Annotated in this window: 23 protein-coding genes; 11 read left to right on the top strand and 12 right to left on the bottom strand. The window is 28.8% G+C overall.

Annotation, left to right across the window (positions count from 1 at the left end; translation table 11 throughout):
- The first annotated feature begins 18 nt into the window (after positions 1–18).
- Together MBBWO_RS01155 and MBBWO_RS01150 are read left to right on the top strand one after the other, a co-directional pair.
- The gene (locus MBBWO_RS01155) at positions 19–441 is read left to right on the top strand and encodes an RNA-binding protein (RefSeq protein WP_116669050.1); all 423 of its coding nucleotides are present in this window, start codon (positions 19–21) and stop codon (positions 439–441) included.
- Positions 442–524: 83 nt separating this feature from the next.
- Positions 525–872, top strand: coding sequence for a carboxymuconolactone decarboxylase family protein (locus tag MBBWO_RS01150; protein ID WP_116669049.1), 348 nt, complete (start codon positions 525–527; stop codon positions 870–872).
- A 22-nt stretch (positions 873–894) separates the two neighbouring features.
- Here the strand turns inward: MBBWO_RS01150 and MBBWO_RS01145 are convergent, their stop codons facing one another.
- A complete protein-coding gene (locus MBBWO_RS01145; RefSeq protein WP_116669048.1) occupies positions 895–1815 on the bottom strand; it encodes a CPBP family intramembrane glutamic endopeptidase in 921 nt (306 codons plus the stop codon).
- A gap of 227 nt (positions 1816–2042) precedes the next feature.
- Between MBBWO_RS01145 and MBBWO_RS01140 the strand changes: the two genes are divergently transcribed.
- The 4 genes from MBBWO_RS01140 (at position 2043) to MBBWO_RS01125 (ending at position 6088) form a co-directional block, all read left to right on the top strand.
- Entirely contained in the window at positions 2043–2318 is a 276-nt protein-coding gene (locus MBBWO_RS01140; RefSeq protein WP_116669047.1) for a DUF6110 family protein, read from the top strand.
- A 24-nt stretch (positions 2319–2342) separates the two neighbouring features.
- Positions 2343–4469 carry a heavy metal translocating P-type ATPase gene (locus tag MBBWO_RS01135; RefSeq protein WP_116669046.1) on the top strand — a complete coding sequence of 709 codons (2127 nt, stop codon included), beginning with the start codon at positions 2343–2345 and terminating at the stop codon, positions 4467–4469.
- Between the two features lie 119 nt (positions 4470–4588).
- Positions 4589–5329, top strand: coding sequence for an ABC transporter permease (locus tag MBBWO_RS01130; protein WP_116669045.1), 741 nt, complete (start codon positions 4589–4591; stop codon positions 5327–5329).
- Between the two features lie 15 nt (positions 5330–5344).
- The gene (locus MBBWO_RS01125) at positions 5345–6088 is read left to right on the top strand and encodes an ABC transporter ATP-binding protein (RefSeq protein ID WP_116669044.1); all 744 of its coding nucleotides are present in this window, start codon (positions 5345–5347) and stop codon (positions 6086–6088) included.
- Here the strand turns inward: MBBWO_RS01125 and thiD are convergent.
- From thiD to proS, 3 genes are read right to left on the bottom strand one after another with little or no spacing between them, the layout of a single operon-like run.
- On the bottom strand, positions 6071–6811 hold the full coding sequence (gene thiD / locus MBBWO_RS01120; protein ID WP_116669043.1) for a bifunctional hydroxymethylpyrimidine kinase/phosphomethylpyrimidine kinase: 741 nt from the start codon (positions 6809–6811) through the stop codon (positions 6071–6073). The two genes, MBBWO_RS01125 and thiD, sit on opposite strands and share 18 nt — an antisense overlap.
- Before the next feature lie 3 nt (positions 6812–6814).
- The gene (gene cofC, locus MBBWO_RS01115; protein ID WP_116669042.1) at positions 6815–7486 is read right to left on the bottom strand and encodes a 2-phospho-L-lactate guanylyltransferase; all 672 of its coding nucleotides are present in this window, start codon (positions 7484–7486) and stop codon (positions 6815–6817) included.
- Positions 7487–7497: 11 nt separating this feature from the next.
- On the bottom strand, positions 7498–8904 hold the full coding sequence (gene proS, locus MBBWO_RS01110; protein ID WP_116669041.1) for a proline--tRNA ligase: 1407 nt from the start codon (positions 8902–8904) through the stop codon (positions 7498–7500).
- Between the two features lie 349 nt (positions 8905–9253).
- Between proS and MBBWO_RS01105 the strand changes: the two genes are divergently transcribed.
- From MBBWO_RS01105 to MBBWO_RS01090, 4 genes are all read left to right on the top strand, one after another.
- Positions 9254–9637 carry a 30S ribosomal protein S8e gene (locus MBBWO_RS01105; protein WP_116669040.1) on the top strand — a complete coding sequence of 128 codons (384 nt, stop codon included), beginning with the start codon at positions 9254–9256 and terminating at the stop codon, positions 9635–9637.
- A 415-nt stretch (positions 9638–10052) separates the two neighbouring features.
- Positions 10053–11483 carry a DUF2142 domain-containing protein gene (locus MBBWO_RS01100; RefSeq protein ID WP_165807905.1) on the top strand — a complete coding sequence of 477 codons (1431 nt, stop codon included), beginning with the start codon at positions 10053–10055 and terminating at the stop codon, positions 11481–11483.
- A gap of 304 nt (positions 11484–11787) precedes the next feature.
- The gene (gene hypE, locus MBBWO_RS01095) at positions 11788–12807 is read left to right on the top strand and encodes a hydrogenase expression/formation protein HypE (protein ID WP_116669038.1); all 1020 of its coding nucleotides are present in this window, start codon (positions 11788–11790) and stop codon (positions 12805–12807) included.
- 11 nt (positions 12808–12818) lie between these two features.
- The gene (locus MBBWO_RS01090) at positions 12819–13232 is read left to right on the top strand and encodes an RDD family protein (RefSeq protein ID WP_116669037.1); all 414 of its coding nucleotides are present in this window, start codon (positions 12819–12821) and stop codon (positions 13230–13232) included.
- 87 nt (positions 13233–13319) lie between these two features.
- On the opposite strand, the gene cas4 is transcribed toward MBBWO_RS01090, so the two are convergent.
- The gene (cas4, locus tag MBBWO_RS01085; protein ID WP_116669107.1) at positions 13320–14006 is read right to left on the bottom strand and encodes a CRISPR-associated protein Cas4; all 687 of its coding nucleotides are present in this window, start codon (positions 14004–14006) and stop codon (positions 13320–13322) included.
- A gap of 192 nt (positions 14007–14198) precedes the next feature.
- Between cas4 and MBBWO_RS01080 the strand changes: the two genes are divergently transcribed.
- Positions 14199–15491 (top strand): DEAD/DEAH box helicase, encoded by a 1293-nt coding sequence (locus MBBWO_RS01080; RefSeq protein WP_116669036.1) that lies wholly within the window; start codon positions 14199–14201, stop codon positions 15489–15491.
- Here the strand turns inward: MBBWO_RS01080 and MBBWO_RS01075 are convergent, their stop codons facing one another.
- The 7 genes from MBBWO_RS01075 to MBBWO_RS01045 form a co-directional block, all read right to left on the bottom strand.
- Positions 15492–16295: a DUF7839 domain-containing protein gene (locus MBBWO_RS01075; RefSeq protein WP_116669106.1), complete on the bottom strand. Its 804-nt coding sequence runs from the start codon at positions 16293–16295 to the stop codon at positions 15492–15494.
- Between the two features lie 47 nt (positions 16296–16342).
- Positions 16343–17743 (bottom strand): single-stranded-DNA-specific exonuclease RecJ, encoded by a 1401-nt coding sequence (gene recJ / locus MBBWO_RS01070; protein ID WP_116669035.1) that lies wholly within the window; start codon positions 17741–17743, stop codon positions 16343–16345.
- Positions 17740–18024, bottom strand: coding sequence for a signal recognition particle subunit SRP19/SEC65 family protein (locus tag MBBWO_RS01065; protein WP_116669034.1), 285 nt, complete (start codon positions 18022–18024; stop codon positions 17740–17742). The genes recJ and MBBWO_RS01065 overlap by 4 nt, the downstream gene beginning before the upstream one ends.
- A 5-nt stretch (positions 18025–18029) precedes the next feature.
- The gene (gene glf, locus MBBWO_RS01060; protein ID WP_116669033.1) at positions 18030–19124 is read right to left on the bottom strand and encodes a UDP-galactopyranose mutase; all 1095 of its coding nucleotides are present in this window, start codon (positions 19122–19124) and stop codon (positions 18030–18032) included.
- Between the two features lie 4 nt (positions 19125–19128).
- Complete coding sequence (locus MBBWO_RS01055; protein WP_116669032.1) at positions 19129–20232, bottom strand: glycosyltransferase family 2 protein; 1104 nt, start codon at positions 20230–20232, stop codon at positions 19129–19131.
- On the bottom strand, positions 20229–20996 hold the full coding sequence (locus MBBWO_RS01050; RefSeq protein WP_116669031.1) for a uroporphyrinogen-III synthase: 768 nt from the start codon (positions 20994–20996) through the stop codon (positions 20229–20231). The genes MBBWO_RS01055 and MBBWO_RS01050 overlap by 4 nt, the downstream gene beginning before the upstream one ends.
- A 225-nt stretch (positions 20997–21221) precedes the next feature.
- On the bottom strand, positions 21222–22430 hold the full coding sequence (locus MBBWO_RS01045) for a M48 family metallopeptidase (RefSeq protein WP_116669030.1): 1209 nt from the start codon (positions 22428–22430) through the stop codon (positions 21222–21224).
- Positions 22431–22538 lie beyond the last annotated feature (108 nt).

Below are 22538 nucleotides of genomic sequence, written 5' to 3'. Positions count from 1 at the left end.
AAAATTTATCTGGTATTTATGATACATAATATTCGTTTTAGAGAGTTTGTCTATGAAGATGAGGATTTAGATGAACTTACAGATGCTATTTTAAATATATTTCCAGATGCTTCTATCGAGATGGAAGAAGCTGAAGGTTTAACTGAAGATAAAATTATTATTCTTTCTGGTGTTGTTGATAAAAAAAGACACACTAAAGCCTTTTTCAATAGAATTCTTGAACTAAACCAAGATCAGTTAGATAAACTTGATAATGATTTAGAAAGAAAAATGGATGAAAAAGGGAACTTATTTTTAAGACTATCTAAAGAAGCTGCAATTGAAGATGAGATTGAGATATTGGATTCTGGTGATTCAATTCATCTAAAAGTTAAGATAGCTGCCTTTCCAGCTAAAAAATCAATAGCTATTGAAAAAGTTCGTGAAGCTCTTCATCAATAATTATTATTTTTTTTTAGAAAAAGCTTTTCATAAATTTTAAATAGTTTTTACTCTTTACTTATTATTAACATGAGGTTGTTATTATGAAAGAAGGAGTATTTTATGGAAAAGGTATTAAAGAGATGAAAGATGAATTTCCTGAGATTTATAAACTTGTTGAAGATTTAAATGAAATAGTTTTTGATGGTAAAGTTCTTGATTACAAAACTCAGAAATTGATAGCTATTGGAATTGTTGCATCTAAACATAATACTGGAGCTACTAGAAAACAAATGGTTAGCAGTATGAAGGAAGTTGGTGTAACAAAAGATGAAATTATGGATGTTTTAAAGGTTGTTTTATTAACATCTGGTATGCCTGCTTTTAATAGAGCTGTTAAAGTTTTAAAAGGCATTGAAGAAGAAAAAATAGTTGGAGATTTAGTAGATTAAATCTCACATTTTACTTTTTTTTTTACATTAAAAATATATATGTTACATAAATATAGAAACAAATCATCCCTACATTAATAAGGGATGTTGTATAAGGTTTTTTTATTAGATTATCTTTTAAGAGACTGATTTTCTTATAATTTTTTAAAAGCCCTATAACACCAACTATTACAATTAAGACATAAATCAGGAAATAGATTATAATTATGCCTGCATCTGCTATTGGTAAATTTGCCATTGTATTCATATTGTTTAGGGAATTTCCTACAATTACGCTTATAATTGATCCAAAGAAGTTTACAGTTAAGTGTAATAGTATTGTATAAATTATTTTTCCAGTTTTTATGTAAACATATGCGAAAAATCCACCAATTAAGAATGCATAGAAAAATTGATTTAAATTTCCATGAAACAGTCCAAATATAAGTGCAGATAGTAAAATAGAAACTCCTTTACCATATTTTATTGTCCTGTCAATTAATAGCTTTCTAAATATTATTTCTTCAAATATTGGCGCCATTATAACCATTAACAATAAATTTGTATAAACACTTGATGAATCAATTGTTTCTACAATTGGATTAGCTATTTCGCTTTGTATTAAATTTCCAAGTATTTCTGTTATTGTTAATCCAATAAGGTTTCCCACCCACATTAATGTTAGTGATATGGCAATGTATACTATGAATTTTTTTATGGTGAGTTTATTTGAATGTATTTCTTGTTTTTCTAGTTTATTCATTAAATATAAGAATATTGGAAGGGGTAGAATGTAGTTACAGACTGAAGCAATAATTGATGTTAAATTTATGTCATTTAAAATTATTGGGTTTGCAAATCCAATTATGTTGATTATTATTATTTGCATGATTATTGCAAATACACCAAAAAAAGTGTAATTTAACCCTATTTTTGAGAAAAATTTTCTATTTATATTTGTCAAATTGTCACCATTTTGTCATTGTTTTTGCTATATTTTTTTTATTTACAATATATAATTTTTCAGTTTGAATTTCATTTATTGAAAATTTAGGTATGCATAAATTTTATATATTATGAAAATAAATATTTAGGTGTACCTAATAATATTTTTAGGTTATCCTAAAAATTTCCTCATATTTTAAAATTAGGTAAAATTTAACTAAAAAACTTAAAGGAGATTAAATAAAAATGTTAGAACATTTTGATAGAGTATTAAAACATAAACATGCATTAATTTTTGCTGGAGGAATTGCAACTGCTGTAATTGGAAAAAAAGTATTAGAATCTGATACAGTAAAAGATGCATGTACTAAGGGAATGGCATCTGTAATGTCAATGAAAAAAGATGCTGAAGAATACTTCCAGGATATGAAAGACAATGCGGAGGATATTGTTGTAGATGCAAGTGAAATTTCAAAAAAAGAAATTTATCCAGAGGATGAAGAAAAAGAAGATAAAGAATAATTTTTTAATTATAAGGCCATAAAAATGAAATACCAAATAATGTATGATAAAGGAACTAGGCTTAGAGTCCGTTCTGGAAAAGATGCATTTACTAAAGAAGAAGGGTATGGTTTAGCAGCTTCATTGAGAGAGCATTGTTTTATTAAAGAAGTTTCAACATCTCATAGAAATGGAAGTATTTTAATTGTTTATGATGATATTAAAAATAAAGATAGAATACTTTCTATTTTAAATAATATTCGTAGATCTGATTTGGTTAAGGGAGAACCTACTTCTAAAGAAGAATTAAGGGAACTTACAAATCGTTTTTTATTAAAATTAACCAAAATGATTACAAAAAGAATAATTTTCAGATTATTCATGCCAATACCATTTAAAAGAATTTTAACATTATGTCGCGCTTCAAGATATATTTTAAAGGGATTAGATAGTCTAACAGATTTTAGAATGGATGTTGCACTTTTGGATGGGGCAGCTATTTTAGGTTCTTTATATAAGAAAAATTTTGCTCCAGCTAGTTCAATGATGTTTCTCCTTTCAATTTCTGACCTTCTTGAAGAATACACCATGCAAAAAACTAAAAGCACATTAAAAGACAGTTTAGCTTTAAATATTGATACTGTATGGTTGGTTTGTGAGGATGAAGATGGTAATCAAACAGAAATATCTCATCCAGCTAGTGAAATCAAAAAAGGAGATCGCATTAAAATACATATGGGTGATGTAATTCCTGTAGATGGAAAAGTTGTTGAAGGTGAAGGGATGGTTAATGAATCTTCTATGACTGGAGAGCCATTAGCTGTATTTAAAACACTGGGCAAAACTGTCCATGCAGGAACTGTTGTTGAAGAAGGTAATCTAATAATTGAAGTTTATTCTGTTAATAAAGAAACAAGATTAAATAAAATTATTGATCTTATTGAGAACTCCGAAGAGTTAAAAGCAGATGCTCAAAGTAAAGCTGAGCAGTTAGCTGACTCTATTGTTCCATATAGTTTTCTTACAACAGCTATTACATATCTGTTAACTAGAAATTCTACAAAAGCATTATCTGTTTTGATGGTTGATTTTTCATGTGCAATTAAATTAACAACACCATTATCTATTATCTCTGCAATGCGTGAAGCTTCTGACAATAGAATGATGGTAAAAGGTGGAAAATTCCTTGAAAAATATGCAATTGCAGACACAATTGTATTTGATAAAACAGGTACTTTAACAAATGCAACTCCAAAAGTTGTGGATGTAATACCTCTTGGTGATTATTCACGTGATGAAGTCCTTAGAATGGCTGCATGTATTGAAGAGCACTTTGCTCACAGTATTGCAAAAGCTATTGTTAAACAGGCTGAGGAAGAAGGATTAACTCACAGTGAAGACCATAGTGAAGTGGAATATATAGTAGCTCATGGTATTGCAACTAGCTATGAAGGTAAACGTGCAGTAATTGGCAGTAAGCACTTTTTATTTGATGATGAAAAAATTGAAGTAAGTCCTGAGCAAGAAAAAATCATCAATGAGAAGGCTGAAAAATATTCTGTTGTTTACTTTGCACTTGATGGTAAAATTGAAGGAGTAATTTGTATTGAAGATCCTGTAAGGGATGAAGCTAAAGAAGTCATTAGTGAACTTAAATCTTTAGGAATTGAAAATGTTGTAATGCTTACAGGTGACAGCGAAAATGGTGCAAGAGCAAGTGCTGAAGCTTTAGGAATTACCGATTATAAATCCCAAGTTCTACCAGAGGATAAAGCTAGAATCATCAAAGAATTAAAAGCAGAAAATAAAACTGTTATAATGGTTGGTGATGGAATTAATGATTCTCCAGCATTAGCTACTGCAGATGTTTCAGTTTCTATGAAAAATTCATCAGACATTGCAAGAGAAGTTGCAGATATCTCTTTATTGTCTGATAATTTATATGATTTAATTACACTTAGAAAATTAAGTACTGGAATGTTAGATAGGATTAACAGTAACTACCAAAGAATTGTTGCAATTAATGGTGGATTAATCCTTCTTGGAGTATGCGGTGCAATAACTCCTGCATTTTCATCTACAGTTCATAATTTATCTACAATGCTTTTAGGAGCTCTAAGTACAAAATCTATTTTAAATGAGAGAGATAAAGTAGAATCAATTGAATCTTAAGTTATCTTTCTTATCTTTTTTTTATTTTTTAACTTAAAATTCTTTATAAAGATTTATATAGTTTTTTTTACAATTTAATACTATTATTATATTAAATTAATTAAAAGTATGTGATATAATTGTATAAAAATAAATTTACACCAGTGATTTTACCAATCTTTATTATTATTGTTTGGTATTTGATAACTGCTGTTTTTAATTTAGTTGATCCTTATATACTGCCTAGTCCAGTAGAGGTTTGTTTTTCTGCATGGAATTTAATAATATCTGGTGAATTATTTAGAGATGCATTTGACACATTATTTAAGGTATTTGCCGGTATATTCATTGCAGCTATTGTAGCTATTCCTCTTGGAATTTTACTTGGTTGGTATAAAAGATTAGAAGATATTTGTACTTTTGTTATTAGTATCTTAAGACCAATTCCACCAGTTGCTTGGATTCCGTTTTCAATTTTATGGTTTGGTATTGGAACTGTTCCTGCTGTATTTATTATCTTTATGGGTTGTGTTTTCCCAATTTTAATTTATACTATTGATGGTGTTAAAAGAACTGATAAGGTATTAATTGAATCAGCTCAAACATTAGGGGCTACTGATGGAGTTATCTTAAAACAGGTTATTTTGCCATCTGCTATACCATACATTGTTTCTGGTCTTAAAGTAGGTATTGGAATAGCTTTAATGTGTACTATTTCAGCAGAAATGATTGGTTCAAGTAGTGGATTAGGATACATGATTTTAACTGCTACAAATCTTTTTGATACTGGAACAACAGTAGTAGGAATGTTAACTATCGGTATTATCGGTTTAATTCTTGACTTTATCTTTGGATATGTTCAAGACAAAATATTCTGGTAGATGGAGGTTAATTCAATGGCGATTGAAATTAAAAATATAAATAAATCTTTTAAACATGATGAATTATCTGTTTTGGAAGATATTAATTTAAACATTGATGATGGTAAGTTTGTCTGTCTTTTAGGACCATCAGGTTGTGGTAAAACAACTCTTTTACGTTTAATAGCTGGTTTGGATAAACCTTCTTCTGGAGAAATCATTGCAGATGGGGAAATTGTTAAAGGTCCTTCTGGAGATAGGGCTGTTATTTTCCAACAGTATTCTCTTTTCCCATGGTTAACTGTATTGGATAATGTAATGTTTGGTCTTAATATTTCTGGTAAAGCTTCAAAAGAGGAAAATCTTAAAACTGCTGAGAGATATCTTGAAAGAGTAGGATTAATTGAATTTAAAGATAATTATCCTCATGAACTTTCTGGAGGTATGAAACAAAGAGTAGCTATTATTAGGTCTTTACTTAAACATACTCCTATTTTACTTATGGATGAACCTTTTTCTGCTTTGGACATGCAAAATAGGCATAAACTTCAAGAACAATTAATTGGAGTTTGGGAAAGATTTGATAATACAATTGTATTTGTTACTCATGATGTAGATGAGGCAGTTTTCCTTGCTGATGAAATTGTTATAATGAGCAGAAATCCTGGTAAGATTAAAAAAGTGGTAAATGTGGATTTACCTCGTATTAGAAAAAGAGAATCACCAGAATTTATAAAATTAGTAAATGAAGTTGTTGAAGAATTAGATGTATGGGATTAAGGTCCCATAATTTCCATTTTTTATACTTTCATAAGTATAATCTAATGATTTTGAAATAGCTTCATTTAAGCTATCTTTTTTTGTTAAATAAGCTGTTATTGCAGCTGAGAAGTTACAACCGCTTCCATGAAGATTTTCAGATTTTAATAGTTTTTGTTTTTTAATGGTTATTTCACCATCGATGTTTATGATATTGTTTCCTTGAAGATGACCTCCAGTAATCATATTGTTGCATATTTTCTGTAATTTTTCTGAAGCCTTTATTGCATTTTCTTCATTTGTTATTTTGATTCCACTTAGTTTTTCTGCTTCATCTACATTGGGTGTTGTAAAAAAAGAATTTGGAAGTAAATATCTTTTTAAAGATTCTGCAGTTTCATCTTTAGATAAATTACCTCCAGATGTTGCAACCATAACTGGATCTACAATAGCTTTTAAATTGTATTCTTTAATTTTTTGTGATACTGTTTTAATTATTTCTTTTGAATAAAGCATTCCTGTTTTAATATATTCAATTTCATAGCTATCTAAGACTGCATCAATCTGTTCAGCTACATAGTTGCTATCAATTGCTTTTAAAGAAAACATGTTATAGGGATTCTGTGCAGTAAGTGCAGTTACAACTCCTGTTCCATAAACACCAAGAGCTTGGAATGTTTTTAAATCAGCAAAAACACCTGCACCTCCTGAAGGATCCACCCCAGCTATGGACATTGCAATCATCAGTTAACCTCTTGTTACTTTTAATCTTTCACTGCCATGAACAGATTCAACATTGATTTTTAATTCTTTTAAGTATTTTCTGGTGTTGGTATTTTCACCATGAACCATTATTTCTCCTAAATCTTCAGTTGTATTAACATCTAATGCCATGAAGAAAGAATCATGGACTTGAGGATTAAGATTTTTTCTATCTGCAGCATTTACATGTTCTTTATAACTGAAATCACCAAATTTAGTTCTAATAGCTCCTGGTTTCATAATAATTGCATTAGTTCCTCCGCCTTTAGATGGAACAATAATAAAATCTAAAGATTTGCTTGAATCAATTAGCATTTTAATATTTGTTTTTCCAATTAAAGGAACATCAGAAGGTAAAATTATTACTTTTTTAGCTTTTGATTTGCAGTAATCCATAGCCTGTTTTAGTGCTTTATTTAAGTTTGAATTTTCATTTTCTTTTAATGTTTTAAGGTTTAAACTTTTACCATAGTTTAAAACATCGTCATCAGCACTAATAATGATAATATTGTCAACATATTTAGCTACAGATTCAGTCACATCTTTAAGCATTACTTTCAAGAGGTTTTCCCTTTCTTCTTCATTTAAAAATGGAGATAATCTTGTTTTACATTCTTTAAACCTGCTTACAGGTATTATTCCATAAATTTCATCCATTATAACAACCTCTAGTAAGTTTTAGCCATTATTGCAACATATTTTGCTGGTTCTCCACTATGGATACATTTAGCATCACTATCTGTGATTTCTTCTTGGATTCCTAAAATGTCGTAGCCTGTTTCTTCTTCAATAGCTTTACCGCATGCTTCATCTCCACACCAGTTAAAGGACACTACATTTCCAGATTCAATTAAGTCTTTAACTTCATCAATGTTTTCTGTGAATTTAACATGTTCTTCAAGGAAATCCCAAGAGGTTTCATATAGATTATCATCATAATCTTCAAGTAAATCTAGAACCTTGTCGAGAAGACTGTCATCTAAATCAAGCTCTATTTTTTCAAGTTCATCTCTTCTCATAGCTATTGTTTTATTATTTTTGAGATCTCTTGGTCCAATTTCAAGTTTTAATGGTGTTCCTTTAAGTTCCCAATCAAAGAATTTTTTACCCGGTCTAATATCTCTGTCATCAATATTTACACGTAGTCCTGCATCTTCAAATAACTCTTTAAGCTCCATACATTTTGCAATAACTTCTTCTTTACCTTCTTTAAATAAGATTGGTATAATAGTAATATGGTCTGGTGCAGCTATTGCTGGAAGTTTTAATCCTTTTTCATCTCCATGAACAGCAATAAAAGCTGCAATTACACGGTCAGAAAGACCTGCACAGCTTTGATAAACTAATTTATGTTCACCATCTTTATCTTCAAAGGTAATATCAAAGGTTTTTGCAAAAGTTTGACCTAAATTGTGCACTGTACCAATCTGCAAGGTTTTTCCATCAGGCATAATGGTGTCAAAAGCCATTGTGTAGTCTGCACCTGGGAATTTGTCCCATTCTGGTCTTTTACTTATAAGATATGGAATTCCTAAATAATCAAAGAAATCTTTATATAATTCAACAAAGGTATTAACCTGTTCATCACATTCTTCTTTAGTTGCATGAGCAGTATGAGCTTCTTTAAAAGTTGTAATCTCACGAACTCTTATAAGAGGTCTGGTGTGTTTAGTTTCATATCTAAATGTGTTAACTATCTGATAATATTTGATTGGAAGGTCAATATGTGATCTAATCCATAAGGAGTACATTGGATACATTGAGGTTTCACTGGTTGGTCTTAAAGCTAATTTTTCGTTTAATTCTTTTTGTCCGCCTTGAGTTACCCAGTATACTTCATCTTCAAATCCTTTAACATGAATTCCTTCTTTAGCTAGTTCTTCTTCAGGAATTAACATAGGGAATAAAACTTCATCACATTCTTGATCCATTAACTCTTTTAAGACTTCTAATGTATATTTCCTTATTTGAAATCCATAAGGCATCCAAATTGCCATTCCTTTAATTGGATATCTTGAATCGGTTATATTTGCTTTTTCTAAAATATCATGGAACCATTCACTAAAATTTTCCACAGTATCACCTATAATTTTATATAATAATATAATATTTGTCTTAATTACTTTTAAAGTTTAGTTGCTTTCTATAAATTAATTTAATTAAGATAGATTTTTATTTAATATTCTTGTATTATCATTTAAATATGAAAAAAGAATAAATAATAAATAACTTTAGTTTAACTTTTAAAAAACCATATCTTTTTATATTAGAAAGTTAAATATATTTAATTATCATTATTCATTAAAGCTCTTTTTTGCTCTCATGATTTAAATTACATATTCTTGCTAGTAATTTAAATGAAAGAGTTTTGATGTTTTGCGATTACTAATTAATTATATATAAAATTATTATTAAGGTGAAATAATGGCAATTTCTCAAGGAAAATCAACAAGAAGTCCATCTGGTGCTAGACTTAGAGCTAACCGTGGAAAAAGGAAATCTGAATTAGGTAGAGAACCAGCAGAAACTAGAGTAGATGAAAAAAGATTGAAAAAAATCAGAACCCGTGGTGGAAACGAAAAACTCAGATTATCTACTGGTAACAAAATCAATGTAACTAACCCTGATGATAACACCACTGAAGTAGTTGACATTATTGGTGTAATTGAAAACAGTGCAAACCCAAACTACGTAAGAAGGAATATCATTACCAAAGGTGCTATTGTAGAAACTTCTAAAGGAAATGCAAAAGTTACCTCTAGACCTGGTCAAGATGGTGTTATTAACGGAATTTTAATCAAAGAATAAATTCTTTACTTTTTTTTCTCTTTTTTTAATATTTTAATAACTATTTTTTATATTTACTATTTTTCTTATCATTATTTTGGTATAATAATTTCATATTAAATTTAATATATCAAATGTTTAGTTCCAATAATTATAAAAAAATAATTATATATGGCTTTCAGGTTATTATGGGAGTATATAAATATTATTTGAGTTAATTGCTATATTTAAGTGGATAACTTTTTAATCATGTGTAGGATATCATTAAAAAGAGATTATTGATGAATATATAATTATATTTATATTATTATTTACTATCATTATTTATATGAATGAGATGTGTGAAATTTTTAATAAATATATTCAAACTATTTTTAATAGTATATTGAAAAATAAAAAATATATTTTAGTATTTGCTTTAAGTTTATTATTTTTCATGTTTACATTTTTTAAAGTAGAAAATTATACTTTTCCTAAAGCAGAAATCATATTATTAACTGTATTGTTTATTGCTGGTTTAATAGCTATTATTTATTCTTTTAAACATAAAAATGAACTTCATAAAGTAGCATTTGTTATAATATTGATTTTTGGAATACTGACAGTTGTTACAACACCCACATTAATTAGTATTGATGAAAATGAGCACTTTGCACGAAGTGATATGACTTCTTTAGGAATTTTGATTCCTGAATATCAAAAAGAAGGTTATGTTGTTTCTGATCTTGTTTATCAATTACAGAATAATATGGGGCAGACTATTGTAGATAATGATTTTTATCAGGATCCGATAAACAATACGAAAACATTTTATGATGCTGGTTTTCCTCAAAATCCTTTTTATGGTTATATTCTTTCAGGATTTGGTATTTTACTAGCAAAATTATTGGATTTAAGTGTGATTTGGGCCATGTGGCTTGGTCGTTTATTTAATTTATTCCTGTATGCGGGAATTTGTGCAATAGGTATTAAAAAATCTCCTAATTATAAAATGGCATTGCTAGTTATAAGCTGTTTGCCTATGAGTGTATATCAGGCAGCTTCTTTTAATGTAGATGGATTTGTATATAGTTTTTGCATATTATCTATAGGATATTTCATTTACATGTATAAAACTTCTTCATTAATTAACAATAAAGATATGGCATTTTTTTTTATTTCAATATTGTTGGTAAGTTTTTTTAAATTTCCTTATGGTTTATTTGCATTTTTCATATTTTTAATTCCAAGAGAAAAATTTGATTCTAAAAAAGTATTCCTTGTATCAAGAGGTATTCCTATTGGTATAATGATTATTAGTATGGCTTATAGTCTTTTTTATGCTTCTCCTCAACTTGAAAATACTTTCAGACAAATTCATTTTATTCAAGCTAATGTAAGTCCTGAAGGTCAGATAAATTATATGATAAATAATCCTCTTAATGCACTCACTTTCTTTTTACAGAGTGCTAATTTAATTCCTGAAATGGTAACTGATTTATTTAGATTCTCTTTTATGCAATGGATTTACACATCACCAGTTCTAAGCATATTATATCTTATTTTCTTTTCAATGTTTTGCTTTATTTATCCGCATGAAATTAGTCTTAACAATAAAAATAGATTAAAAATAGGAATAATAGTATTTTTAATTTATATAGGGATATTATTCATACAATATTTAAGTTGGGCATCTGTAGGTTACAATAAATTAGATATGTTACTTGGAGTTTATGCAAGGTATTACATTCCACTTTTAATCCTTTTCCCATTAATATTCTGTTTACCTGCATCTGTAAAAATTAAAAATTTTGATTTAAAAGTTATATTGGCAGTTATCATATTTTTATCTGGAACATTAATATTGACAATAAGTACTTTTTACTAAAAAAAATATCATGTTTCTGATAACAATATTCTTTTTTTTTTAATGAAATGTTAAGATGTTGTTTATTATTCTTTTTATGAATAATACTGGTGGAGGACTTGCACTATTAATTAGCGGATTACTAACAATCCTTATCTTCAGATATTTATAAAATTTATATTGTTATTTTTTTTCTATAGAATATAATGAAAATAAAGTAGTATCTATTTTTTTGCATTTGATTTTACTAATTACCAACTAAATTAATATAGGTCTTTTTACATAATTAATTTTATATTAATAATTTTATATTTTAGGAGATAGAATGTCAGACGATAAAATTGGTATGAATCACGGAGCTGGTGGAGAAGTGATGGCAAATCTAATCTCTAAAACAATTCTAGATAATATCACTAAAAAAAGTGTAAATGGTGGTGTTAGCCTAGATGATTTAGATGATGGAGCTACCATTCCTCTTGGAGATTATGAACTTGTAGTTACTACAGATGGTCATACAGTTGACCCTTTATTTTTCCCAGGTGGAGATATTGGAAGAATTTCTGCTGCAGGAACAATAAATGATGTTTCAGTAATGGGGGCTAAACCACTAGCTATTTCTAATGCAATTATTATGCAGGAAGGATTCCCAATAGATGATCTTGATAGAATTATAAAATCTTTAGATGAAACCTGTCAAGAAGTGGATGTTGCTGTTGTAACTGGTGATACTAAAGTTATGCAACAAGATAAGTTAGATGGTATCGTTATGGTTACTACAGGTATCGGAATAGCTAAAAAAGGCGAAATCATTAGGGATTCAACCTTAGAAGTTGGTGATAAGATTATTGTCACTGGTTCTATTGGTGATCATGGAATGAGTTTAATGTCTTTTAGAGAAGGTTTTGGTTTTGAAACTGATTTAAAATCTGATGTAGCTCCGATGTGGAATGTAATTAAAAAAGCATTAGATGTTGGAGGAGTTACAGCTATGAAAGACCCTACTCGTGGTGGTTTTGCAAATGCAATTAATGAAATGGCATCAAAATCAGGAAATGGTATTCTACTCCAACAGGAAGCTATTCCTATTAAAGAGGAGGTACATGCAGTATCTGAAATGTTAGGTATTGATCCATTTGAAGTAGCTAATGAAGGAAAAGTTGTAATGGGTGTTAAAGCTGATTTGGCTGAAGAAACATTAGAAGCTATACGCAGTGAAAAATATGGTGAAAATGCAGCTATTATTGGTGAAGTTGTTGAAGGAGATTATGTAATTGTCCAAACACCAATTGGTGGTGAAAGAATTCTTGAAGCTCCAATAGCTGATCCTGTTCCTAGAGTTTGTTAATGGTGATTTTTATGGCAAGTATATTTTCAAGAAGAATTGTTGCATATATTGCTGATTTCTTTGTTGTTTCAGCATTTATGTGGATTATATCATTTTTCTTATCTTTAGTAGCAAATCCATTAAGTATGTTTACTATTTACAGTTATTTCCCATTTGTTGTTCCAGTAGTATGTATGATTTACTTTGTTTTATGTGAAAAAATTAAAGGAGCAACTGTTGGTAAAGCTTTAATGTATCTAGAAGTTAGATCCTATAATGGACATCCTATTAATTGGGCTCAAGCTATTGTACGTAATTTAACTAAAATTTTTTGGATTCCAATAATTTTTGATTGGGCTATTGGTAAGATAATTAGAAAAGGGGACAGATTATTCAATGTAATAACTAAAACTGTTGTTATTGAAGAGGAAGTTCCGGAATATTAGATTTTTGCAAAATATTCTTACTAATTTTTTCTTTTTTTTATTTATTCTAAAATAACAAGGATGTGAGTTACTATTTATCATTGTTATCTAGAAATGTTCACAGTAACTTTGATATCTACAGCTTTTACATTTATTTTTGTTTTTTGTTGGAATGAAAGGTTTTTCTCCTTTAAAAAGACTATCCATTCTTTCTATTGTATATTTTATTGATTTTTCAACATCTTCATCAAAATCTTCACTCCAAAAGATATTGTTGGTACCTCTTTGGCGTAGTGCTCCTTTGATTTTTCTTGTATCATTTGGAAGCATATCTTTTAGGGCAAGACAATATGCTCTTACCTGATTTATTGTTGAAGGATATGCAGTGTGTCCTGGTTTGTCATCAATGATTATAAATTCATCAGGAGTCATCCAAATTTCATCAATATATCCTCTTATCCCGTATTTTGGTGAAATTACAAACATTTCTCTTGTAAGGCTTGCTTCTTCTTTGGATGTTTCAATAGCTTCATTAAAGGTTGTAGGTTTTGCTGTTTCTTTAAATTTATCTTCTAAATCTTCATGTTCTTTACTTCCTTCTTTCATTGCTCTAGTTTGACCTACTTTTATACCTTTTAAGTATTGAAGATATATCTGATATTCGCAATATCCTTGCTGATTTAACCAGCTAATGGGGAAATTGTTTTTTCCATTAATAATTTGAACACCTTTTATTTGAGGATGCCATTTAATATCAAGGTTTTCTATGTTATCTGTAATTATTTTATTCTTCATATTTCTTATTTTGAAATTATTAAAATATACATATTTTGCCATTAATTTTTCAGTACAAATTAATTTTTTATATTTATTAGAATTACTATATTTATAGAAAAAACTTACATTATAGCTTTAAAATTTCTTAAAAATTTAAATAAAACTAAAAACAGATATTATTTAGTTAAAAGTATTATTTTTGATGATTTTATGACAGTTACAACATTTGATGATTTTAATATATCTAATAAAATTAAAAAAGCTCTAACAGATATGGGATTTAAAAGACCAAGTCCTATTCAAGCTCTCACAATTCCTGAAGCTTTAAAAGGAAAAGATATCATAGGTCAAGCACAAACTGGGTCTGGTAAAACTGTTGCTTTTGCAGTTCCTTTGCTTCAAAAGATTTTTATTAAAGATAAATCTCCTCAAGCTATTATATTATGTCCAACAAGGGAATTATGCATTCAAGTAGCTGGAGAGATAAAAAAGGTAGGTTCACATATTAAAAATTTAAAGATTTTACCAGTATATGGTGGTCAGCCTATCGGACGTCAAATCAGAGTGTTAAATAAAGGGGTTCATGTTGTTGTAGGAACTCCTGGCCGTGTAATGGATCATATTGACAGAGGAACCTTAGATTTAATTGGTATTGAGACAGTAGTTTTAGATGAAGCAGATGAAATGTTAAATATGGGTTTTAGGGATGATATTGAAACAATCTTAAAACATACTCCTAAACAAAGGCAAACTTTATTATTTTCAGCAACAATGCCTAAACCTATTCGTAAAATTACCAAATTCTATCAGAACAATCCTAAACATTTAAAAATTTCTCAAAAACAGTTAACTGTACCTGAAATTAATGAATGTTATTTTGAAACTCGATTTAGAGATAAAATTGACACAGTTACACGTTTAATTGATATTTATGATTTTAAATTATGTTTAATATTCTGTAACACTAAAAAGAGAGTGGATTTGGTTGTTCGTGATTTGTCTAGGAGGGGATACTCTGTAGATGGTATTCATGGTGATATGAAACAGGTTATCCGTGATAAAGTAATGAATAAATTTAGAAATGGAAATATTTCTATTCTTGTAGCTACAGATGTTGCTGCACGTGGAATTGATGTACCAAATGTAGAAGTGGTATTCAACTATGATGTCCCTCAAAATCCAGAATATTATGTTCATAGAATTGGAAGAACTGGAAGAGCTGGAAATAGAGGTTATGCATTCACTTTAGTTGATTTTAAAGAAATGCATGCTCTTAAAACTATAAATAGTGTTACAAAATCTAAAATTAAAAGAAAAAAAGTACCTTCATTTAAAGAACTTGAAAGGATTAGGAATAAACAGATTGCAGATAATATTATTAATTCCATTAAAAAAGATGATTTAAAAGAGTATAATAAAGTAATTAAGGAAATCATGAAGAAAGATTATACTCCTTTAGAAATAGCTGGTGCTCTATTGAAGATGGTTAAGGATAATGAATGATTATTTCTTACCATCAATAATATTATATTTGATTTTTTCTTCTTCAAGCTCACGAACAAATGCTTTAGTCATTTCACCTACAGATAATGCTAAAATATTTAATCCTTTACGTGCAGCATTAGCTGTTGCCTGAGCAGCTGCAAATTCAATGCTGATAGGGATGTCTAATTGGTATGCAACAGAACGTGCAACAGTACCAACAGTAGCTACTCTGTCAATTTTAGAGCCATGTTGGGTTCCATTTTCATAAACTCTTTTAATTAATTCTAAATCTGTTGCTCTAGACCCACCATCTTTTATATTAGGTATGGTGATGATTATTGCTTCTCCAACATTCATTTCAATAGTTCCATTTAGTCCTCCTAAAGGAACATCATGGTATTTGGAAGCATTTTTTAATACAGTTCCAGTTGCACTAGCTTCAACTTTTCCAGCATATAATACTCCATCATCCATATATACTCCTACTTTTTCACCTTCTTTGAGTTTTTCATTAGCTATTGCAGGCCAAACAGTTTTAAAATGATTCATTGTTTCAAGAACGGAATCTGAATACCTTCTAAGATTGATAGCATCTTTTTTAACCTTTTCAATTCCTTTTTGAGTAATTTTATAAGGGGATCTACCATCTTTTGAGGTAATATATCCTTCTTCAATTAAAGTTTTAATGTTTTCAGAAACTGCCTGAATTGTAATTCCAAGAGTATTTGCTAAATCTTTTTGTTTTAAATGAGGGTCTTGTTTGGATATTTCACTTAAAATTTGAAAATGTGTTAAAGCCCCTCTTTTTTTAAATGCTTTCATCATGAAATCTTCTCCTACTTTTAGTATCTAATTTATATTAAATTTATTTAATCTATTAAACCATCTATTCTTTCATTGAAATTTTGAATAAATTCCTCTTTTTTATCTGCACTAATGTATGCACCACAAGCTACTGAGTGACCACCACCAGTACCACCTAATTCCTGAGCAACTTCACGAATTATATTACCAAAATGAATTCCAGCATAAGCAAGAAGTTTAGAACACCTCAAAGAAATTTTTAAATTGTTATCATCAGTTTTTGTAAATCCAATAATTGGTTTTTTCCAGTTACAATATCCTAAAACCATTCCAGCTACTGTACCAACAATTTCAGGTTTTATATCTCCACCATCAAAGTATTGAAGGTTATCTAATTCAATGATATTTCCATTTTCTCCAATTTTTTCAATAGCCTTTGCAAGGTTAATTTTATGTTCTTTACTGACCGCTTCAAGCAAATCAAGAGTTTCTCCCCTATCACCTTTTAGAATTCCAAGTGCTACTTTTTCTTCTTTATTTCTACCACATGCATTTACAGCAGATGAAAATTCAGATGCATCACTTAAAAAACTTGCTGAATCTTCATGAGTGAAATCATAGGAATCTCCAATAAGAAGTTTTGGAATATACTGCACATAATTTGGTGGAAGAGCTTTAGATAACATCTCCACAAGTTTGTTGAATATTTTACCTTTTTCATCATGTGTTAAGAGTGATAAAGGTTTATCTTTGTTTTTAACACCAATAGAATCTAATACAGCAAGTGTTTCATTTTGATTATTTGTAAGTGGTAAATTAACATCACTAAAATAAGAAAGAGCTACAAATACTGGTCTTGTTTTTCTTCCATAAAGGTTTATATCGTTTTCAATAAGTTTTACATAACCTTCATCAATGGCATCTTGCAAAATAGATTTATTTAAACCTTCCAATTTTCCAGTTCTTGAATTTTGCATATCTCCAATAGCTGAAAGAACACCAATCCAACTTAAATCTTTATATCCATATTCTTTAGCTAGGAAATAGCATAATCCACCACCACAAACATAGTATGATCCTTCAATTCCATGGTGAAGTGGGTTAATTTCTATGTAATCATAAAGTTTATCATCACCATAGTTAAGGTTTCTTAAAGGAGGGTGATGGTCTAAAACTAAAATATTGGTGTCTGGTGTTGCATACTTGTCTACTGGTTGACCAGAACCTAAATCAGAAAATATTGTTAAATCATGTTCTAATTTTACATTATCTAAAACATCTAAATTAACAAATTCAATTTCATGAGGCTTATTTAAACGATCAAGCAATGTTGAAAGAATTGCACCAGCAGAAATTCCATCACAATCAATATGTGTATAAATTTTGATAGTTCGGGATTTATCTATTAATTCCTGAGCTTTTTTATAGAGCTCTGACATTTCTTTAGGTAATTCAGTTGTTATCATTTTATCTCTTTGAGTTTTAAACCAATTTCTTTTAAAAGTTGAAGTTTATTTTGATCACTTTCAGCTAAAATACAACCAGACTTTTCATACCATTTTCCAGGGTATGCCTTTTCATTATGAATTATATTTGGAATTTGAAGTCTTTTAAGAGCTCTGGAAATATCATTTACTGTTGGTTCATTAATAGCATACTCAAGAGATACTTTACGACCTTCAGAGTGGCTTAAATTTTTATCAAAATATTGAGGCCAAATTATTATTCTATTTTTCTGTTTATTCATAATATTTATTCCTTGATTTTATTTTTAAATGCATTAAGAGCAGATTTAACAACTAAATCCATATTATAATATTTATATTCAGCTAAACGTCCAATAAAGATAACATCATTTTCTTTATCCATTAATTTTTTATATTGTTTAAATTTATTTTTATATTCTTCTGTAGGATAAGGATAACAGGGTTCATCATCAAATCCAGGATATTCTTTCATGATTATTGTTTTATTTGGATATTCTTGACCCGTAAGTTTTTTAAATTCTGTGATTCTTGTAAAATCATGGTCATTTGGGTAATTAACAACAGCAACTTCCTGATAAGAATATAAATCATGAGTTTCTGTTACAAATTTTAAAGAACGATATAATAATTTACCAAATTTATTGTCATAGAAATAGTCAATAGGACCAGTATAAATTAATTTTTCATATTCTATATCATCAATAACCTCTTTATAATCAGTATTTAAAATGATGTGTATTTTATTATTTTTAATCATATTTTCGCACATCTTTGTATAACCTTCTTTTGGCATTCCCTGATATTTATCTTCAAAATACCTTGTGTCATGATTAAATCTAAAGGGAATACGTGAAATTACAGATGAATCAAGATTAGCTGCTGATGTTCCCCACTGTTTTTCAGTATAATTTTTGAAAAGCTTCTCATAGATGTCACGACCAGCATTTTTAAGTACAACATCTTCACTTGACTTTATTTCACCAATGTCTTCTTTAACATTAGCAATATATTCTTTCATAGATTCTTCATCTAAATCAAGATCATATAGTTTGTTTAAAGTATCAATGCAAATTGGCATTGGGACAAGTTTACCATCAACATAACTTAAAACTCTATGAACATATTCGTGCCATTCAGTGAACTGTGAAAGGTACTCATAAACTTCTTTATCTTTGGTATGGAATATGTGAGGCCCATAATTCTGGATTAAAATGCCTTCTTTATAGGAATCATATATATTTCCACCAATATGTGGCCTTTTTTCTATTATTAAAACTTCTTCATCAAGTTCATTAGCTATTCTTTCAGCTATTGTAAGACCAGAAAGCCCAGCACCTACAACAACATATTTAAATTTCATTTTTTCACTCTTTTTTAGTGTTAATGGAAGTTTCAAGCATTTTAGTCATTGCTGATAAAATTAATTTTGTTTTCATTGAAGATTTATGGATTTTTTTAAGATTATTAACTTTTTCAAGAAGCAATTTATTTTCTTCTTTAGTGAAAGGAGAATTTTTCCATGTATTCATCCAGTACAATAAATGTGGAGTAACGGAAACAGTTTGAATATCTGGGGAAAAGTTTTCTGTTAGATTTCTACAGTAAGTATAAGCATCCATTAAATCTCCTAAGAAACGTACATTTACATTATTTGTAATAGATTTATCGTCTGGCAAATCGCGAATATAATAATCATAACAGATGAAATTATTTAAAAATACGATACCTTTTGCTTTTAAAAAAGTTTCAAGGGCAAAAGACATGTCATCGCCACAAACATATGGTGGAAAACGAATATTATTGTCTATGATTAACTCTCTTTTATATAATTTAGTCCAAACAGAAGGCGGTATCTTTAAAATGTCTGGTTCTTCTTCAATGTTATCAATATAAATAACATCAATTGGTTTATCCCTTTTATATTCTTTTTCTATATCTTTTCCATAGAGTATTTTTTCCAATATGTTGTTCCAGATAAAATCAGAAACATTTAGTGGATTTGCATCTTCAAATGTTTCATCTGGATAATTTTTTTCTAAATCATCTAAATAAGGAGAATAGGATTTTTGAACTTTCTCACCATATGTGAAAACACGTCTAAATCTTCCAAATGCAATTTCAGCATCATGTTTTTTGATTTCTTCGTATAATCTTTCACAGCAGTCAGGAGTGTATCTGTCATCTGGATCTAGAAACATTATGTAATCGCCGCTAGATTCTTCAATTCCTCTGTTTCTAGGACCATTAGCTGCACCAGTATTTTTTTCTAAATGAATTGCCCTACAACATTCATATTTTTCATCATATTCATCAATAATTTTTCCAGATTCGTCAGTAGAACAGTCATCAACCATTATTATTTCTAGATTCTCATTTCCAATAGTTTGATTAATTAAGGAATCAATTCCTCCTTTTAGGTGAGATCCAACATTAAAAATGGGTAAAATGATGCTGATTTTTTCATTCATTGAGACTTCTCCAGTTCATCAAATAATAATTCCATCATATCTTTCACAGTATAAGTTTCTGGGTAAATATGGGAAACATTATATTTATCTAAGATTTTTCCAGTTATTGGGCCGATAGCTACTGTTAAAACATCTTTTGATAATTTTTCAGCTATTTCTTCTTTATTTTCAACAACTTTAAAGAGATTTTCAACAGTTAATGGGCTTGTGAAAGTAATAGCATCAATTTCTTTTTTAAAGATTTTTTCAATTAAATATTCAATTCTAACAATATCTTCTGGAAACATTGATTTATAAGCTTCTGCAACTATGACTTCATTATTAAGGTCTTTCAATCCATTAGGTAATGTGTCTCTAGCAGATGCAGTTCTAGGAACACCAATAATTTGGTTTTTAATGTTTTGTTTTGTAAATTCTTCTATAAGACCTTCTGCTGTATAATTATTTGGAATCAAATCAACTTTTAAATTATGATTCTCAGCTATTTCTGCTGTTTTTCTACCAATAACAGCTATTTTACAATTTAAATCATCAAGAAAATCTGGATAAAATTGTTCAATTGCATCAATAGTTGTTGGAGATGTAAATACAATCCAATCTAAATCACTTTTTATAGATACTAACTCCTTTAAAGAATCAGAATTTACTGGAGTCAGTTCTAAAGTAGGTGATAGATAAGCAATACCTCCTAATTCTTCAACAATATCGCAAGCAGCTTTTGCTCTATCAAAAGGTCTTGTAATTGCAACTATAGGTTTTAACATTTTGATACCCTTTAATAATTTTTATACAATCCTAATTATGTTAATATATTATATATTAGTTTTAAGTTTTTGATTTTATTTTTTAACTATTTTTCATATATAAAAATTGTATTATGTTCAGTTTATGAACTTAAAAATGAGTATGATTAAATAGATAACTATTCAGTGGGTTTTTATTGAAGATAATTGATGTTTTACTGTTTAATTATTATTAAAAATATAAATTTAGGATTGGATTTTACTTCCACAGTTACCACAGAACTTATCACTAGCTTTAATTGGTTTACCACAGCTAGGACAGTTCATTTGGAAGTTCAATTTAGTTCCACAATTAAAACAGAATTTATCTTCTTTTTTCACGATTCCTCCACATGTTGGACATTTTAAGTTATTTTCATTTTTTTCTTTTTTTATTTTTTCTCCACAGTTAATACAAAATTTATCTTCAGGATAAATGTCAAATCCGCATTTAGGACATTTGCTGACTGATTTTTGGTTAATAGTTTCAGTTTCACTAGCTATAATATCTGGAGAATTAGTATACTCTTCATGATTTTTAGGGGAGTCCTGTGTGAATGTTTGACTGTTATTTGAAGTGTTATTCACTTTTATTTGGGTTGTGGAAGAACCATCTGATAGTACTGGAGTGTTAATAACATCTTTTCCATTTTCAATTTCAACAATTAATTCTCTCATTGCAGCTATTCTTTTATCATCTGAAGGGTGTGTTGAGAAGAAATCAAAATTGTTTGCTCCTTGGGCACTGACTCTTTGCCAAAATTCAGGAATATTACTTATATCATAACCTGCCCAGTGCACAATCATCATTCCAAGTTTATCAGCTTCTAATTCATGTTGTCTTCCAAAAGGTTTCATTAAAAAGAATTCAGACCCAACATCTGCAACTTCAGTAGCTACACGTGTAATAGCTCCAAGCTCTCCAAGACCAAATAGGCTGAGGCCAATACTTCCTATTCTTGCAACATTTGCCAAGGTGTCTTTTGTATTTTGAGCACTAATTCTTGTTCTTGAATGGTCAAGTAGAGCATGTGCCATTTCGTGGCCTAAAATAAAAGCAATGTTATTTGCATCTTGTGCTATTGGTAACATGCCTGAAAACATAACTATTTTTCCTCCAGGCATACAAAATGCATTTACAGTATCATTGGCAACTAAATGAAATTCCCAGTCATAATAATCTTTTGTATAATCAGATCTTCCAATTTTAGCCAAATATTCTTCAACAGCTTTTATCAGATTATATGAAATTTCAGAAACTAGTTTTCCATTATCTGTATTATCAAGAATTTCCCATTCTTCAATCATTTTATAGTATTCATTGTAACAGTCTTTTAGAAATTTATCATCATCTAATAAATCTAAATGACTTTTACCTGTAAAAGGATTAACACTGCTTCGCTCATCCTTACTCATTTTTTCACCTTGGTAATATATTGTGTTTAATTTTTTATAAATATATTTATATAATTAATTTTTGTTAATATTTAAATGGATGATAATTAGGGTATAACCTATAATTTT

The organism is Methanobrevibacter woesei, from assembly GCF_003111605.1.
Lineage (GTDB): Archaea > Methanobacteriota > Methanobacteria > Methanobacteriales > Methanobacteriaceae > Methanocatella > Methanocatella woesei.
Note: the sequence above shows the minus strand (reverse complement) of the source record. Positions and strands in the feature narration are given on the sequence as shown.

Coding starts and splice junctions, on each gene's coding strand:
- hypE (WP_116669038.1), top strand. CDS start 11,788: ATGTCAGACGATAAAATTGGTATGAATCACGGAGCTGGTGGAGAAGTG.
- MBBWO_RS01045 (WP_116669030.1), bottom strand. CDS start 22,430: ATGAGTAAGGATGAGCGAAGCAGTGTTAATCCTTTTACAGGTAAAAGT.
- MBBWO_RS01090 (WP_116669037.1), top strand. CDS start 12,819: ATGGCAAGTATATTTTCAAGAAGAATTGTTGCATATATTGCTGATTTC.
- MBBWO_RS01065 (WP_116669034.1), bottom strand. CDS start 18,024: ATGAATAAACAGAAAAATAGAATAATAATTTGGCCTCAATATTTTGAT.
- MBBWO_RS01100 (WP_165807905.1), top strand. CDS start 10,053: ATGTTTACATTTTTTAAAGTAGAAAATTATACTTTTCCTAAAGCAGAA.
- cofC (WP_116669042.1), bottom strand. CDS start 7,486: ATGGATGAAATTTATGGAATAATACCTGTAAGCAGGTTTAAAGAATGT.
- MBBWO_RS01080 (WP_116669036.1), top strand. CDS start 14,199: ATGACAGTTACAACATTTGATGATTTTAATATATCTAATAAAATTAAA.
- thiD (WP_116669043.1), bottom strand. CDS start 6,811: ATGATTGCAATGTCCATAGCTGGGGTGGATCCTTCAGGAGGTGCAGGT.
- MBBWO_RS01125 (WP_116669044.1), top strand. CDS start 5,345: ATGGCGATTGAAATTAAAAATATAAATAAATCTTTTAAACATGATGAA.
- MBBWO_RS01150 (WP_116669049.1), top strand. CDS start 525: ATGAAAGAAGGAGTATTTTATGGAAAAGGTATTAAAGAGATGAAAGAT.
- glf (WP_116669033.1), bottom strand. CDS start 19,124: ATGAAATTTAAATATGTTGTTGTAGGTGCTGGGCTTTCTGGTCTTACA.
- MBBWO_RS01105 (WP_116669040.1), top strand. CDS start 9,254: ATGGCAATTTCTCAAGGAAAATCAACAAGAAGTCCATCTGGTGCTAGA.
- MBBWO_RS01055 (WP_116669032.1), bottom strand. CDS start 20,232: ATGAATGAAAAAATCAGCATCATTTTACCCATTTTTAATGTTGGATCT.
- MBBWO_RS01050 (WP_116669031.1), bottom strand. CDS start 20,996: ATGTTAAAACCTATAGTTGCAATTACAAGACCTTTTGATAGAGCAAAA.
- MBBWO_RS01075 (WP_116669106.1), bottom strand. CDS start 16,295: ATGAAAGCATTTAAAAAAAGAGGGGCTTTAACACATTTTCAAATTTTA.
- MBBWO_RS01155 (WP_116669050.1), top strand. CDS start 19: ATGATACATAATATTCGTTTTAGAGAGTTTGTCTATGAAGATGAGGAT.
- recJ (WP_116669035.1), bottom strand. CDS start 17,743: ATGATAACAACTGAATTACCTAAAGAAATGTCAGAGCTCTATAAAAAA.
- MBBWO_RS01140 (WP_116669047.1), top strand. CDS start 2,043: ATGTTAGAACATTTTGATAGAGTATTAAAACATAAACATGCATTAATT.
- cas4 (WP_116669107.1), bottom strand. CDS start 14,006: ATGAAGAATAAAATAATTACAGATAACATAGAAAACCTTGATATTAAA.
- MBBWO_RS01135 (WP_116669046.1), top strand. CDS start 2,343: ATGAAATACCAAATAATGTATGATAAAGGAACTAGGCTTAGAGTCCGT.